The organism is Pseudomonas sp. 67(2021) (assembly GCF_017491835.1).
In the GTDB taxonomy this organism is placed as follows: Bacteria; Pseudomonadota; Gammaproteobacteria; order Pseudomonadales; family Pseudomonadaceae; genus Aquipseudomonas; species Aquipseudomonas atacamensis.
Window position 1 is genome coordinate 1 of record NZ_JAFGYL010000042.1, and the last position, 14,938, is coordinate 14,938.

At 60.8% G+C, this 14,938-nt stretch carries 15 protein-coding genes and 1 pseudogene; 14 read left to right on the plus strand and 2 right to left on the minus strand.

Going from position 1 to position 14,938, the window contains the following annotated elements:
- Positions 1-50: 50 nt before the first annotated feature.
- The 3 genes from J5M66_RS26115 to J5M66_RS26125 all read left to right on the plus strand — a co-directional run bounded on the left by J5M66_RS26115 (position 51) and on the right by J5M66_RS26125 (position 2,461).
- Complete coding sequence (locus J5M66_RS26115; protein ID WP_207808286.1) at positions 51-1,277, plus strand: SAM-dependent methyltransferase; 1,227 nt, start codon at positions 51-53, stop codon at positions 1,275-1,277.
- Between the two features lie 177 nt (positions 1,278-1,454).
- Positions 1,455-2,036, plus strand: a complete 582-nt coding sequence (locus J5M66_RS26120) for a DJ-1/PfpI family protein (protein ID WP_039762696.1) — start codon at positions 1,455-1,457, stop codon at positions 2,034-2,036.
- 80 nt (positions 2,037-2,116) lie between these two features.
- On the plus strand, positions 2,117-2,461 hold the full coding sequence (locus tag J5M66_RS26125) for a YegP family protein (RefSeq protein ID WP_071174640.1): 345 nt from the start codon (positions 2,117-2,119) through the stop codon (positions 2,459-2,461).
- A gap of 164 nt (positions 2,462-2,625) precedes the next feature.
- Here J5M66_RS26125 and J5M66_RS26130 read toward each other — a convergent pair whose 3' ends face one another.
- Positions 2,626-3,645, minus strand: a complete 1,020-nt coding sequence (locus J5M66_RS26130) for a DUF4917 family protein (protein WP_207808287.1) — start codon at positions 3,643-3,645, stop codon at positions 2,626-2,628.
- 154 nt (positions 3,646-3,799) lie between these two features.
- On the opposite strand from J5M66_RS26130, the gene yiaY reads away from it, so the two are divergent.
- The 10 genes and pseudogenes from yiaY (at position 3,800) to J5M66_RS26180 (ending at position 13,641) form a co-directional block, all read left to right on the plus strand.
- Entirely contained in the window at positions 3,800-4,948 is a 1,149-nt protein-coding gene (gene yiaY / locus J5M66_RS26135) for an L-threonine dehydrogenase (RefSeq protein ID WP_207808288.1), read from the plus strand.
- Between the two features lie 68 nt (positions 4,949-5,016).
- A complete protein-coding gene (locus J5M66_RS26140) occupies positions 5,017-5,928 on the plus strand; it encodes a LysR family transcriptional regulator (protein WP_207808289.1) in 912 nt (303 codons plus the stop codon).
- 246 nt (positions 5,929-6,174) lie between these two features.
- Positions 6,175-7,368 (plus strand): CaiB/BaiF CoA-transferase family protein, encoded by a 1,194-nt coding sequence (locus tag J5M66_RS26145; protein ID WP_207808290.1) that lies wholly within the window; start codon positions 6,175-6,177, stop codon positions 7,366-7,368.
- The gene (locus J5M66_RS26150; RefSeq protein WP_125917735.1) at positions 7,365-8,291 is read left to right on the plus strand and encodes a hydroxymethylglutaryl-CoA lyase; all 927 of its coding nucleotides are present in this window, start codon (positions 7,365-7,367) and stop codon (positions 8,289-8,291) included. Before J5M66_RS26145 ends, J5M66_RS26150 begins: the two co-directional genes overlap by 4 nt.
- Positions 8,292-8,470: 179 nt before the next feature.
- Positions 8,471-9,802 (plus strand): MFS transporter, encoded by a 1,332-nt coding sequence (locus J5M66_RS26155; protein ID WP_207808291.1) that lies wholly within the window; start codon positions 8,471-8,473, stop codon positions 9,800-9,802.
- Between the two features lie 194 nt (positions 9,803-9,996).
- Positions 9,997-10,731, plus strand: a complete 735-nt coding sequence (locus J5M66_RS26160; protein ID WP_207808292.1) for a hypothetical protein — start codon at positions 9,997-9,999, stop codon at positions 10,729-10,731.
- Positions 10,730-10,861, plus strand: a pseudogene (locus J5M66_RS26165) (glutathione transferase); the annotation flags it as partial. The gene J5M66_RS26160 and the pseudogene J5M66_RS26165, both read left to right, overlap by 2 nt.
- Before the next feature lie 59 nt (positions 10,862-10,920).
- Positions 10,921-11,559, plus strand: coding sequence for a LysE family translocator (locus J5M66_RS26170; RefSeq protein WP_125925281.1), 639 nt, complete (start codon positions 10,921-10,923; stop codon positions 11,557-11,559).
- Between the two features lie 75 nt (positions 11,560-11,634).
- Entirely contained in the window at positions 11,635-12,984 is a 1,350-nt protein-coding gene (locus J5M66_RS26175; RefSeq protein ID WP_130910868.1) for a diguanylate cyclase, read from the plus strand.
- A 153-nt stretch (positions 12,985-13,137) separates the two neighbouring features.
- Entirely contained in the window at positions 13,138-13,641 is a 504-nt protein-coding gene (locus J5M66_RS26180) for a DUF4142 domain-containing protein (protein ID WP_039760848.1), read from the plus strand.
- 162 nt (positions 13,642-13,803) lie between these two features.
- Here the strand turns inward: J5M66_RS26180 and J5M66_RS26185 are convergent, their stop codons facing one another.
- On the minus strand, positions 13,804-14,214 hold the full coding sequence (locus tag J5M66_RS26185) for a low affinity iron permease family protein (RefSeq protein WP_016771301.1): 411 nt from the start codon (positions 14,212-14,214) through the stop codon (positions 13,804-13,806).
- 159 nt (positions 14,215-14,373) lie between these two features.
- On the opposite strand from J5M66_RS26185, the gene J5M66_RS26190 reads away from it, so the two are divergent.
- Positions 14,374-14,938, plus strand: a 565-nt coding sequence (locus J5M66_RS26190; protein ID WP_207817517.1) for a methyltransferase domain-containing protein, incomplete at its 3' end; no start/stop codon positions are given.

The window sequence follows — 14,938 nt, forward strand, 5'->3', positions numbered from 1 at the left end:
CCCTAAAATACCCGCCATTCCCGATTCCGCCCGTCCGAGGCCGCTTGTCCATGTCCGTTTCCGCTTCTTCCGCGCCGTCCGCCAAACCGGCCGCCGATCACCACGCCCAGTTCATCGAGCTGCTGCAAACCAGCCTCGACGACAGCGGTTTTATCAAGCTGGTGCTGGCCAAGTACGTCGGTGAAGAGGCGGATCTGCAGCGGGTCATCATCAAACCGGTGACGGTCAAGGCGCAGGCGTGTCTTTCCTTCGTTTATCGCTACAAGACCCGCGACATCACCAAGAACCTGCCGCTTGACGAGGGCGTGGCGCTGATTGCCGGTCTGCTGCCGGCCTCGTTCAAAAATGCGCATTTACTGGCGCTGACCGACGAAGCGCAGCTGGAATACAGCAAAAAGGGCAAGAGTTCGCTGTTCAAGAGCAAGCCTCAGCAATTGCGTGAAGCGCCTTCGGCCGAGCACAACCGCGAGAAAAATCGTTTCCTTGAACTGAGTCGCCCCTTCCTCAAGGACCTCGGCGTGACCAATGCGCAACACGAGCTGATCCCGGCGATGTCGCGCAAGTGGAAGCAGATCAACAAGTTCATCGAAGTGTTCAGCCATGCCCTGACCTCGTCGCCGCTGGCGCTGGACAAACCGGTGCGGGTCGCCGATTTCGGTTCGGGCAAGGGCTACCTGACGTTCGCCATTCACGACTACCTGCGCAACACGCTCAAGGCCGAGGGCGAAGTTACCGGCGTCGAATTACGCGAAGAAATGGTCAACCTGTGCAACGCCGCTGCGGCCAAGCTTGAACATCCGGGGCTGGTGTTCAAGTGCGGTGACGTGCGCACGGTGGCGCCGAGCGAGCTGGACGTGATGATCGCCCTGCATGCCTGCGACATCGCCACCGATTACGCGATACACACCGGCATCCGCTCGGGTGCGTCGATCATCATGTGCTCGCCGTGCTGCCACAAACAGATCCGCCTGCAGATCCAGAGCCCGGCGCTGCTCAAGCCGATGCTGCAATACGGCTTGCACCTCGGCCAACAGGCGGAAATGGTCACCGACAGCTTGCGCGCGTTGTTCCTCGAAGCCTGTGGTTACGAGACCAAGGTGTTCGAGTTCATCTCGCTGGAACACACCAACAAGAACAAGATGATTCTCGCGGTGAAACGCGCCGAGCCGGTCGATCCGACGCAGTTGTTGGCGAAGATCGAAGAGCTGAAAGCGTTCTACCACATCAGCGAACATTGCCTGGAAACACTGCTGCGCGCTGACGGTTATATGCCTTAACAGGCAGCTGCAAGCTGCAAGCTGCAAGCTTCAAGCTGCAAGCTGCAGCATGACGCTGGTGTGCCTGATATGGGTGATCTTGTTTTTTCTTGAAGCTTGAAGCTTGAAGCTTGAAGCTTGCAGCTCAATTTGGGTCTACCTTGAATACTCCCAGACCTTTCCCCGAGGAGTTTTCCCATGGCCGCGAAAAAGATCCTGATGCTGGTCGGCGATTACGTCGAAGACTACGAAGTGATGGTGCCGTTCCAGGCCCTGCAGATGGTCGGCCACACGGTGCACGCCGTGTGCCCGGACAAGTCCGCCGGCAGCACCGTGCGCACTGCGATTCATGATTTTGAAGGTGATCAGACCTACAGCGAAAAACCCGGTCACCTGTTCGCGCTCAATTTCGATTTCGCCAAGGCCAGCGAAGCCGATTACGACGCGCTGCTGATTCCCGGCGGTCGTGCGCCGGAATACCTGCGGCTGAACGACAAAGTCCTCGAACTGGTGCGCGCGTTCGACAACGCCGGCAAGCCCATCGCAGCGGTCTGCCATGGTGCGCAACTGCTCGCGGCAGCGGGTGTGCTTGAGGGGCGTGAATGCAGCGCGTATCCGGCCTGCGCCCCGGAAGTACGTCTGGCGGGCGGCACCTACATCGACATTCCGGTGACCGACGGCCATGTTCAGGGAAATTTCGCCACCGCTCCGGCGTGGCCGGCGCATCCTAAATGGCTGGCCGGTTTCCTCGGTCTGCTCGGTACGAAAATCACCTTGTAGTCGAGGCAGGCGACAGATCGCAGACGCTGGTCTTTACTCTGAAGCGCGAAATCTCTCAATCGCCCCCAGGAGAAACAGACATGTCCGGATGGTACGAAGTGAGCAAAAGCAGCAACGGCCAATTCAGGTTCGTGTTGAAAGCGGCGAACGCCGAAACGATTCTGACCAGCGAACTCTACAGCACCCGCGCCGGCGCCGACGGCGGCATCGCCTCGGTACAGGCCAACAGCCCGCTGGACGAGCGTTACGAGAAAAAATCGACCAAGGATGGCCACCCGTACTTCAACCTCAAGGCGGCCAATCACCAGGTCATCGGCAGCAGCGAGTCGTATTCATCGGATGGCGCGTGCGACAAGGGCATCGCCAGCGTGAAGGCCAACGGCCCGACGAAAACCATCAAGGACAAGACCCTGCCTGTCCTCTGAAATCCGACATCAACCTGTGGGAGCGAGCCTGCTCGCGAAAGCGGTGTTCCAGTCACCTTTTGTATTGGCTGATAGGCCGTCTTCGCGAGCAGGCTCCCTCCCACAGGTGACTACATTCCATTGTGGGAGCGAGCTTGCTCGCGAAGGCGTCAGCCCGGCCAATATCAAACTTCAACCGGTACCGACAACTGCGGATCACCCAACGCATGGCTCTTGGCATCAAAGAACCGCAACTCAACGCCGGTACCGTCGAACACCTTGGCATAGTGACGTTTCTGATGCTGAATGAATGCGGCGCTGCGCGGGTAAATCGAGATCGCCACGCATCTCGGTCGGGCCAGGCGCAACGCGCGCACCAGATGCGCATCCTGCTCGCCCAGCGCATGGCCGAAGATGCACAGGCTGTCGCCATGAGCCAGTAATTGCTCGTAGCAGAACGACAGATAATCGGAGCTGCGAATGGTCTTGAGCTTGTCAGCGCTCGGCCCTTCGGTGACGAACAGCGGCACGTCGTCCAGCGTCTTGATCGTATTGTTGATGGCGAAACTGCCGAGCAGGGTGCCCTCGGTCGAGGTCAGTTTGCGTGCGGTGCCGTCCTGATTGCGCACCAGATGCAGACCACCGTGCAGGTACAGCAGACGCGGTTTGTCGGTGGCGCTCTGGCTCAGATCGAAACTCGCGTCCGCGCCGTTGAACAGGTCGTCGATGGCCTCGCCCGGGTGTTGCAGCGCCCAGTAATTGAGCAGGTCGTAGTTGGTGGTGAATACCGTGCGATAGCGCGCCAGTTCAGCATTGAGCACCGTCAGTGTCGAAGGCTGCACCAGCCGCCACGGGATGTGCACCGCGTGCACCGTGTTGATCAGCGCTTCCTTGATCGCGTAATAGCGATTGCGCGGTGCCGCCGAACTGACCGCCAACGCCTTGTTGACCCGGCTGGTGGTTTTCAGGGCGCCCAGCACTTGTTCGAAGCTGCGGGTTTGCAGCGCGTCGAACACCGCCAGTTCCGATGGGCTCAGCGGTTTCTCTTCGACCGTACGGGCGTTTTCGAACAGCGAGTCGTAGCCGAAGTCATCCCACACCGCGCGGCTGGCGCCATTGCCCACCAGCAAACCCTGGAAATCGTTCGCGGCGCGCAAGGCATTCCAGTCTTCGAGGGTGGCGTCGACATCGAGAAAATCGGTCATTGCGTGGGCGGTCTCAAAACAAAGGGCAGATGGACGGCGACTTTACCACGAGCGGACATTGAGCCAGATCAACATTGCTCGTGACCGATCGGTCGATCCTGTGTGCACCCGCCGAATCGAGGCAGTCGATCCGGCTTCAGTCAGGAGACATACGATGAGCAGCACCTTCTTCATTCCGGCGGTCAACATCATGGGCAGCGGCTGCCTCGACGAAGCCATGGTCGCGATCCGCAATTATGGTTTTCGCAAGGCGCTGATTGTCACCGACGCCGGGCTGGCCAAGGCTGGCGTGGCCGCAATGATCGCCGAGAAACTGGCGATGCAGGACATCGATTCGGTGATCTTCGATGGCGCCAGACCGAACCCGACCACGGCCAATGTCGAATCCGGCTTGGGGCTGTTGAAGGAAAGCCGTTGCGATTTCGTCGTGTCGCTGGGTGGCGGCTCGCCACATGATTGCGCCAAGGGCATCGCCCTGTGCGCAACCAATGGCGGGCAGATTGGCGATTACGAAGGCGTCGACCGCTCGAGCAAGCCGCAATTGCCTCTGGTCGCTATCAACACCACCGCCGGCACTGCCAGCGAAATGACCCGTTTCTGCATCATCACCGACGAATCGCGCCACGTGAAAATGGCCATCGTCGACCGCAACGTCACGCCCCTGCTGTCAGTCAACGATCCGGAACTGATGGTCGCGATGCCCAAAGGCCTCACCGCCGCCACCGGCATGGACGCGCTGACCCACGCCATCGAAGCCTACGTCTCTACTGCCGCCAACCCGATCACCGATGCTTGCGCGCTTAAAGCGATGAGCCTGATCAGCAGCAACCTGCGTCTGGCTGTGCGCGACGGCAGCGACCTGGCGGCGCGGGAGAACATGGCTTACGCGCAGTTCCTCGCCGGCATGGCGTTCAACAACGCCTCGCTCGGATTTGTCCACGCAATGGCGCATCAGCTGGGCGGCTACTACGACTTGCCCCACGGCGTGTGCAATGCCGTGCTGTTGCCGCATGTGCAGAGTTTCAATGCGCTGGTCTGTGCTGAACGACTCAGGGATGTCGCCCACGCCATGGGCGCGGATATTCGTGGTTTCAGCGCAGAGGAGGGCGCGCAGGCGGCGATCAATGCCATTCGCAACCTTGCCAAAGACGTCGAGATTCCCGGCGGACTGCGTGAGCTGGGCGCGAAACTCAGCGACATCCCGGTGCTCGCCGCCAATGCTTTGAAGGATGCGTGCGGACTGACCAATCCACGGGCGGCAGATCAGCGCCAGATCGAGGAAATTTTCCGCAACGCGTTTTGAGACCGGCACAGCGTTTACGAACGGCGTTATCCTCGCCGTTCGTTCGCGCCACCATCGCCGAGTTTCCCATGCTGCAAAAAAGCCTGATCCGCCGTCTCGACCTGATCACTCTGCAACTGTTCGTCGCCGTCCACGAGGAAGGCACGTTGACCCGTGCGGCTGCGCGCGAGGCCATCGCGGTGTCGGCGGCGAGCAAGCGCCTGATGGAGTTGGAGGAGGCGCTGGGCATCGCTTTGTTCGTGCGTCAGGCCAAAGGCATGATCCTCACGCCGGCCGGTGAAACCCTGCTGCACCATGCCCGGCAGATGCTCTTCAATGTGGAAAAGATGGGCCTGGAGCTGGGTGAGCACAGCCATGGTGTGCGGGGTTACGTGCGCATGCTGGCCAATCTTTCGGCGATCATTCAGTTCCTGCCTGAAGACTTGCGCGACTTCTCCGCGCGGCATCCGCAGGTCAAGACCGACCTTGAAGAACGCCCCAGCGCCGGGGTGATTCAGGGCGTGCTCGATGGCGTCGCCGACCTCGGCATCTGCTCCGACGACAGCGACACCAAAGGCCTGCACAGCGTGTTGTACCGCCAGGACAAACTGGTGGTGGTGATGCTCCCGGAGCATCCGTTGGCTACGCGCGCATCGGTGACTTTCGATGAAACTCTCGACAGCGATTACGTCGGCTTGCACGCAGCCAGTTCGATCAACATGCGTACCCATGCGGCGGCGCGGCAGGCCGGCAAAGTCCTGCGCATCCGCATTCATGTGCCGGGATTCGATGCGGTGTGCCGGATGGTCCAGGCGAACATGGGCATCGGCATTCTGCCGCAGCGAGCCTATGAGTTGTTTGGTCAGGCACTGGGCTTGCGTGCGGTGCCGCTGACCGACAACTGGTCCGATCGCGCGCTGATTGTGTTGGTGCGCGATGAGGCGGGATTGTCGCCGGTGAGCCGGATGTTGTTTGAGCATTTGCGCGGGCAGGGCGCCTGAATCTCTATTGAATGGGCCGGCCTCTTCGCGGGCAAGCCCGCTCCCACAGTTTCCAGCGTGTATGCAAATTGTGCGGCTGACTTTGAACCCTGTGGGAGCGGGCCTGCCCGCGAAAGCGGCTTCGAATTCACCACATCGCTGAAGCATTCGCATTTCGCGAACGCCCATTGCCGAGAGACGGCTGGATTCGCCGATCATCGTTCCTCTAGCCTTGGCGCCATATTCCAAGAACAAGAGGTACCCGCGATGACTGCTCCTTTGAGTGCAATCAAAGTGATCGAGATCGGCACCCTGATCGCCGCGCCGTTTGCCGCGCGCATGCTTGCCGAGTTCGGCGCCGAGGTAATCAAGATCGAAGCCATGGGTCAGGGCGACCCGCTGCGCAAATGGCGCAAGCTGCACGAAGGCACATCGCTGTGGTGGTACCTGCAATCGCGCAACAAGAAATCCCTGGCGCTCAATCTCAAATCCGCTGAAGGCATCGAACTGGTCAAGCAACTGGCCGGTGATGCAGACGTGATCATCGAAAACCTGCGTCCCGGTGCGCTGGAAAAACTCGGTCTGGGTTGGGACGTGCTGCATGCGCTGAATCCGAACCTGACCCTGGTGCGTATCTCCGGCTACGGCCAGACCGGCCCTTACCGTGACCGGCCCGGTTTCGGTGCGATTGGCGAGGCCATGGGCGGCATCCGCTACACCACCGGTAATCCCGATTCGCCACCTGCGCGAGTCGGCGTCAGTCTCGGCGATTCGCTGGCCTCGCTGCACGCGGTGATCGGCGCGCTGATGTCGCTGTTGCGGGTCAAGACCGGGCAGGGCGGTGGACAGATCGTCGATGTGTCGCTGGCCGAAAGCGTGTTCAACGTCATGGAAAGTCTGGTGCCGGAATACGACATGCTTAGCCATGTCCGCGAACGCAGCGGCGGTGCCCTGCCGGGTATCGCGCCCTCCAATACTTACCTCACGGCCGACGGCGCTTATGTGGTGATTGCCGGCAACAGCGACCCGATCTACAAGCGTCTGATGCACACCATCGGCCGCGCTGATCTGGCCGAGGCAGAAGAGTTCGCCCACAACGACGGCCGCGCGGCGCAGAGCGGTTTGCTCGATGCGGCCATCACACACTGGACCAGCAGCCTGCCGATCGACGAGGTACTGGCCGCCCTCGAAGCCGCTGAAGTGCCGGCCGGGCGCATCTACTCGGTGGCTGACATCGTCGCCGATCCGCACTATCAGGCGCGGGACATGCTGCTCGATGCCGAGTTGCCCGGTGGCGCAACGGTGAAGATGCCCGGCATTGTCCCCAAACTCTCGGAGACGCCCGGCGGGGTGAACTGGTCCGGGCCGAAACTGGGCCAGCACACCGACGCTATTCTCGCCAATCTTGGCCTGACTGAACTCGACATCGAACGTCTGAAAGGCCAGGGGGTGGTGCAATGATCACTGACTATTCGCAAACCCTGATCGTCCAGGAAGTCTCGCCCCGCGACGGTTTGCAGATCGAGCCGACGTGGGTGGAAACCGCTGACAAGATCGCCCTGATCAATCAATTGTCACAGGCCGGATTCAGCCGCATCGAGGCCGGCTCGTTCGTCTCGCCCAAAGCCATTCCGGGCCTGCGTGACGGCGAGCAAGTGTTCAACGGCATTCAGCGTCAGCCGGGTGTTATTTACGTGGCGTTGATTCCCAACCTCAAAGGCGCGCAACGCGCACTGGCGGCGAATGCCGATGAGTTGAACCTGGTGATGTCTGCCAGCCAGACCCACAACCTGGCCAATATGCGCATGCGTTGCGAAGAGTCGCTGGCGGCGTTCGCTGACATCGTTGCGTTTGTCAGCGGCTCAGGTGTGCGCCTCAACGGCAGCATCGCCACCACGTTCGGTTGTCCGTTCGAAGGCCGGATCGATGAGGATCGCGTGCTGCAAATTGTCGACGCTTATCAGGAGCTCGGCATTCAGGGCATCAGCCTCGCCGACACCACCGGCATGGCCAATCCGCGTCAGGTCGATCGCTTGGTGCGGCGCGTTTTGCAGCGGGTTTCGCCGGCTGACCTGACCCTGCATTTCCACAACACTCGCGGCCTTGGGCTGTGCAATGTGCTGGCCGCTTACGAGGCCGGCGCGCGGCGCTTCGATGCGGCGCTGGGGGGCCTCGGTGGCTGTCCGTTTGCGCCGGGGGCGTCGGGCAACATCTGCACCGAAGACCTGGTGAACCTGTGCGCTGAAGTCGGCATTCCCACCGGGATCGATTTGCCGCTGCTGCTGAAGCTTTCGCGCGGCTTGCCGGCGCTGTTGGGCCACGATGTTCCCGGCCAACTGGCCAAGGCCGGGCGCAATTGCGATCTGCATCCGATGCCGACCTGAAGATACAAAACCCTTGTGGGAGCGAGCCTGCTCGCGAACGCGGTGTGTCATTCAACATCGGTATCGACTGATCTGGCGCATTCGCGAGCAGGCTCGCTCCCACAGTTCAAAAGCATTCAGCAGTAACCAGACAACAAAAACAATCGGACGCCCATCGGTAGTCCGCCTGGAGAAAATCTATGAGCCTCAACGTAATGGAGGCGGGCGTGAATCCGTCCGTCGATCACGACGCCGAAAAAGCCCTGGTCAGCAAAGTCGCCTGGCGCCTGATGCCGCTGATCATGGTCTGCTACCTGTTCGCCTTCTTCGATCGCATCAACATCAGCTTCGCCAAATTCCAGCTGCAGACCGACCTGAGCCTGAGCGACACCGCGTACGGCTTGGGCGCCGGGCTGTTCGTGGTCGGTTACGTGCTGTTCGAAGTGCCGAGCAACATGATGCTGTACAAGGTCGGCGCACGGCGCTGGATTGCGCGGATCATGATGTCCTGGGGCGTGGCGACGGCGGCGATGGTCTTCGTCAACAGCGAATGGCAGTTCTATGCGCTGCGCTTCGTCATCGGCGCGATGGAAGCCGGGTTTGCTCCGGGCGTGCTGTATTACCTGACCCTGTGGTTTCCGCAGCACTTCCGTGGCCGCATCACCTCGATGCTGTTTCTCGCCTCGGCATTCGCCGGGCTGGTCGGCGCGCCGTTTTCGGGGTTGGTGTTGCAACACCTCGACGGCGTGTTGCAGATGCGCGGCTGGCACTGGTTGTTCCTGCTCGGAGGCGTGCCGTGCATCGCGCTGGGTTTTCTGGTGCTGACGCAGCTCAAGGACCGCATCGAGGATGCGCACTGGCTGACCGCTGACGAGAAGAAATTGCTCTCCAGTCGCATCGCTCGTCACGAACCACACAAGAGCGGCGGCTCATTGCTCGCGGCGCTGAAAATTCCCGGGTTCCTGACGTTGGGTTTGATCTACTTCCTGATTCAGGTCGCGTCCTACGGGTTGAATTTCTGGGCACCGCAATTGATCCGCAGCGCCGGCACCGAAAGCCCGGTGATGATCGGCCTGCTGACCGCCATTCCGTACATCTGCGGGGCGATCAGCATGGTGGTGATCGGGCGCTTGTCAGACGCCACCGGTGAACGGCGCAAGTTTGTCGCCGGGCTGGTGATCGTCGGCGCGATCGGCTTTTTCAGCGCGGGAATCTTCTCCAGCCACACGACCTTCCTGATCGTCGCGCTCGGCCTGCTCGGCGCGGGCATCATCGCTTCGATTCCGAGCTTCTGGACCCTGCCACCGAAACTGCTGGCGGGCGCCGGTGCCGGCGCAGCGGGCGGGATCGCGGTGATCAATACCCTGGGGCAGTTCGGCGGGATCGTCAGCCCTGTCATGGTCGGACGCATCAAGGACCTCACCGGCAGCACCACCCCGGCGCTGTACGTCATCGGCGTCGCCGCGCTGATCGCCGCAGCGTTGCTGCTGTGGGGCTTGCCGCAGAAGTTGCGCACGCTGGACAAGTATTGAGATTGGCGGCGTTGGCGATGACGCCTTCGCGAGCAGGCTCGCTCCCGCATTTGCAATGCGGCTTTCCTGTGGGAGCGAGCCGGCTCGCGAATTCCGACTTCAGACACATGAGAAGATTCGCTGGCCAGATCTGTTGAATCCTCCGATGCAGAAAGGGATAGTGCGCGCCTGGAAATATCTTCAAGGAGCGGGAATTGACAATGAAGTCCAATTGGATCAGCGCAGTAGCGCTCTGCGGATGGTTCATGGCTGGGCAGGCGTGGGCCGATTGCACACCGCCAGCGGTCAGCGCGGAAGCGGATTTCTCGCTGTGCAAGGACTGGCCGGCTTATCCGCAGCTGACGATTACCGCGCTATCGACGTTCGTGCCCGATCCGGTCTATGGCCATGACGGCAGGGTGGGTTCATACGATCTGGCTCTGGCCGTCACTACCGCTGGCAGCCCCAAGCCGCTGGCGACCTATCATCAGCGGTCGGCGTTTCTCTCCGATGCCATCGCGCTGGAGAGTCTGGAGCTGGATACGGCGCGTTATAAACTCACGTCCGACCTCCGTGCCTTCGGCGTACGCGCCCATTTCAAAGGCTCGTCGCGCGTCAATCCGCTGGATGAAACCCTGCTGTCGCTCTACGTGAAAGAGGGCGACAAACTGCGCCCGGTGCTGGATCGTTTGGTCGTCTACAGCTTCAGTGGCGAATGGGATGGCAATTGTGCCGGAGAGCGCTCGGAGACGGTGCGTACGCTTGAGATGGGCAAAACCAGTTCCCATGGTTACGCCGATATCATTGTCCGCTCAGTCACTACGGGCCTGGTCGGTGAGGGGGCACCCGACACCTGCGAATCGAAAACTACCCACGAAAAGCCGGTGCTGACCACGTTGCGCTATGACGGACAGCAATATTTCGTTCCCGAAAATCTGAGAGGCTATTGAAGGCGCGTCGTTCTACTTTCTCGACCCCGACGGCCACAAGCTGGAAGCCCATGTCGGCGATTTGCAGTCGCGGCTGGCTGCGTGTCGGCAGAAACCGTACCCCGGCATGCGTTTCTGCGACGAACCCTGATCCGCTTCAATCGCGGTGATATAGACTCTGCGCCGTGTTCTGGCGCTTGCAGGTTTCTCATGACTCCATCATTGCTGTTGGCCGTTCTGGCTTCGGGTTTCATCTACGGGATCACGCCCGGGCCGGGCGTGCTGGCGGTGTTCGGGATTGGCGCGGCCCATGGCCGGCGCGCCGGGGCGGGTTTTCTGTGTGGGCATCTGCTCGGCGACGTGATCTGGTGCAGTACCGCGCTGGTGGCAATCGTCGGCGCCCGTGAGATCGGTAGCACCGCGTTCGATGTACTCGGCGTGCTCAGCGCGGTGTACCTGTTCTGGCTCGGCTGGCGTGCGGTGCGTGCCCAACGCCGCAGCGGCGACGAGGCGCAAGGCGCGGCGCGGCAGCCGTTCTGGCACGGCATCGTCTTCGGCCTGACCAATCCCAAGGCCTACCCGGTGGCGGTGGCGACCTTTACGGCGCTGCTGTCGAGCCGCGCCGAACTGCTTAACTGGTCGATGCTGCCGGCGCTGATCGCCCTGAGCTTTATCGGCGGTGCGCTGGCTTACGCTATCCTCATCGGCGTGGTCGGCGCACAGCGAGTGCGCATGGTGTATCAGCGGCATGAGCTGCTCATCACCCGTTTATGCGGCGTGATGTTTATCGGCTTCGCCATCAATGCGTTGATGCACGCGCTGCCGGGGCTGCTGCCGAACAAGACTTGATGAAATGGGCAGGGACGCGCAATCACGATCATGGACGATTGAAATCGCTGCACTGTGCGGACATCCCGTAGAACCATGGAAAGCCCTAACCCTGCGCCGCTGGCGAGCTACATGGACCTGTTGCTGGACGCCGTTTGCGCGGTCGACAAACAGGGCCGTTTCGTTTTTGTCAGCGCTGCCTGCGAGCGGATTTTCGGCTACACGCCTGACGAGCTGATCGGCCGCTCGATGATCGAGCTGGTGCACCCGGCCGATCGCCAGCGCACCCTCGCGGCCGCAGGCGAAATCATGGGCGGCGACCCGAAGCACAATTTCGAGAACCGCTACCTGCGCAAGGACGGCAGCGTCGCGCATATTTCCTGGTCGGCGCGCTGGTCGGAGGTCGACCAACTGCGCATCGCCGTCGCCCGCGATATCACCGAGCGCAAGCAGGCCGAGTCGCGGCAAGCGGCGTTGTACGCAATTTCCGAGGCGGCGCATGCGGCGGAAGATTTGCTGGCGCTGTTCAAAAGGGTCCATTTGCTCATTGGCGAATGGCTGCCGGCGCTGAATTTTTCCGTGGCGCTGTATGACGAACACTGCGCGCAGCTGAGTTTTCCCTATCACGTCGACGATCACGAATTGCAGCCCGAGCAGCCCGGCACGGTCATCGGACGGCTTTGCGCGCAAGTGATCCGCAGCGGCCAGCCAATGTTGCTGACCCCGGACAGCGCCGATGCCACGCCCGACTTCGCTGCGCTGGTGGCGGAGCAGAACGCGCCTTGCTGGCTCGGCGTACCGCTGAGCTCAAAAAACGGCACCATCGGCGCCTTGATCGTCAAAAGCCTCGCTGGCGGCGAACGCTACACCGAGCAGGACAAGGAACTGCTGCAATACGTCTGCGCACAAGTCGCCACGGCCATCGAACGCCAGCAACTGCATGCGCGGCTCAAGCGCATGGCGCAATACGATCAGCTGACGCAACTGCCCAACCGCGAACTGCTGCGTGACCGGCTCAGGGCTGCGCTGGCCCATGCGCGAGCCGTGCACGGACATATGGCGTTGCTGTATGTCGATCTGGATCGCTTCAAACAGGTCAACGACACCCATGGCCATGCCGTCGGTGACATGCTCCTGCAAACCGTGGCCAATCGGCTGAAAGGCTGCGTGCGTGAAACCGACACCGTGGCGCGTATCGGTGGCGATGAGTTTGTCGTGCTGTTGCATAGCGTGCATGCCGCCGAAGATGCCGACAGCGTCGCCGGAAAAATCCGTCAGGTGCTGGCGCAGCCCATGCGCCTCGACGGGCATGACTTGCGGATCGAATCGAGCATCGGCGTGGCGCGCTTTCCTGAACACGGTGAAGAAGAACAGCAACTGTTCCGGCATGCCGATCAAGCGATGTATGCGGCCAAACGCCTGAATCATCGGGCGCTGGGCATCTGAAGCGGGAGCGCCGTTCGTCGCGGCCTCGGCAGATTTTCTAAACCTTTGAACGCCAAAGCCTTCTTAACTGAGGCGGACAATTGTCCGCCGCGACTATTTGAGCAGCGGGCGAATCACGGCCCGCTTGAATTTTCAACGAAGGAGGGCGCGACCATGAGCCGGATGGCCACCCGTTTACGTAATGCCAGTTTTGCGACTCTGCTGGGCCTGTGCGCCAGCACTGCGTTCGCCCAGTCGCCTGCCGAATTCATCAACGATGCCTCCGCCAAAGGCATGGCTGACATCGAAGCCAGCCGTCAGGCCCACGGCAAAACCGAATCCAAAGAGGTCAAGGATTACACCATTGTTGTCATCAACGACCGCACCACGGCCAACCAGCATTTGGCGAAAATCGCCAAGAAGCTCGACCTGCCGGTTGCCCCCCGCGAAGAACTCGCCGACAAGGCCAAAGAGTTGATGCCGGAAGTGAAGGACGGCGCGACTTTCGATCAGGCCTATGCCGCCAGTCAGGTCAAGGCGACCGAAGAGGCCATCACCCAGATCGAGCAACAGGCACAGACCACCGACGTGCCGGAAATCAAAGCGTTCGCCGATGAGACTTTGCCGAAACTGCAAAGCCATCTGGAGAAAGCCCGAGCGTTGCAGGCCAGTCGCTAACTTCGCCGTATTGTTGCAGCGCGAACGAAATCTTGAGTTGAAAAGCGATGCTTGCCCTGTGGGAGCGAGCCTGCTCGCGAAAGCGGTCTGTCAGTCAATGATGTTTTGACTGACCCTCCCTCTTCGCGAGCAGGCTCGCTCCCACAGGGTGTGTTTACTTGCTCAGCACTCATTCAAATCCTGCTTTGGCTTGCTCTTGTCGCCAAGCCCCTCAAGATCGAACACCTGATTCTCACCCAGCGCGCGGTAATGCCGGCGCAACGCTTCAAGCTGTTTCAGATCCAGCGCCTCCAGCCCGAGCATCGCGTTCTGCGCTTCCTTGTTCACCCGCAGCAGCTCATCGAGTTTCAAGTGCAGAATGTCGGTATCGCGGTTCTGCGTGTTCTGAATCAGGAACACCATCAGGAACGTGATGATCGTCGTCGATGTATTGATGATCAGTTGCCAAGTGTCGTTGTAACCAAAAATCGGCCCGCTCAAACCCCACAACCCGATCAGAATCAACGCCCCCATGAACGTCTTCGGGCTACCGGCCCACAGGGCAAGTTTTTGGGCAATTTTTGCGAATTTCATGATGGAAGTCCTTGTTTTGGGAGCTTGAAATTCAGACATCGGCGTTGCGCTGAAAATTCTGTTTACAAGTTTCGGTGCAGGACTTTGGTAGGGAAGGCGTACGGCGCAGATCGCGGTATCGTGTCGACAGTCGACAGAAAACCCCAACAGGAGAACGCAATGAGTTGGTCTGCCCAGCAATACGTCGCTTTCGAAGATGAACGCACCCGCCCGGCCCGTGATCTGTTAGCGGCGATACCCACGGCGCACGCCCGGGCGGTGGTGGATATCGGTTGCGGGCCGGGCAATTCCACCGGGTTGCTGGTGCAGCGTTTTCCCGCTGCCAGGGTCAGTGGCCTGGACAGTTCGGCGGACATGATCGCCGCCGCGCGCAAGCGCTTGCCCGATGTGCAGTTCGAGGTGGCCGAGATCGACAAGTGGACCGATCAAGGCCCGTTCGATGTGATCTTCGCCAACGCGGTTTTGCAATGGGTGCCTGATCACGCTTCGTTGCTGCCAGCCTTGGCGAGCAAGCTTTCAGGCGGTGGCAGCCTGGCGATCCAGATGCCGGACAACCTCAACGAACCGTCCCACCGTTTGATGCGTGAAGTCGCCGCCAATGGGCCGTGGGCGAGCAGGCTGACAGACGCTGCCGGGCAGCGTACCGACATGGCCAGTGCCAGTGAGTATTTTTCGATGCTGCGCCCACATTGCGCGCGGGTCGATGTGTGGCGCACCACTTATC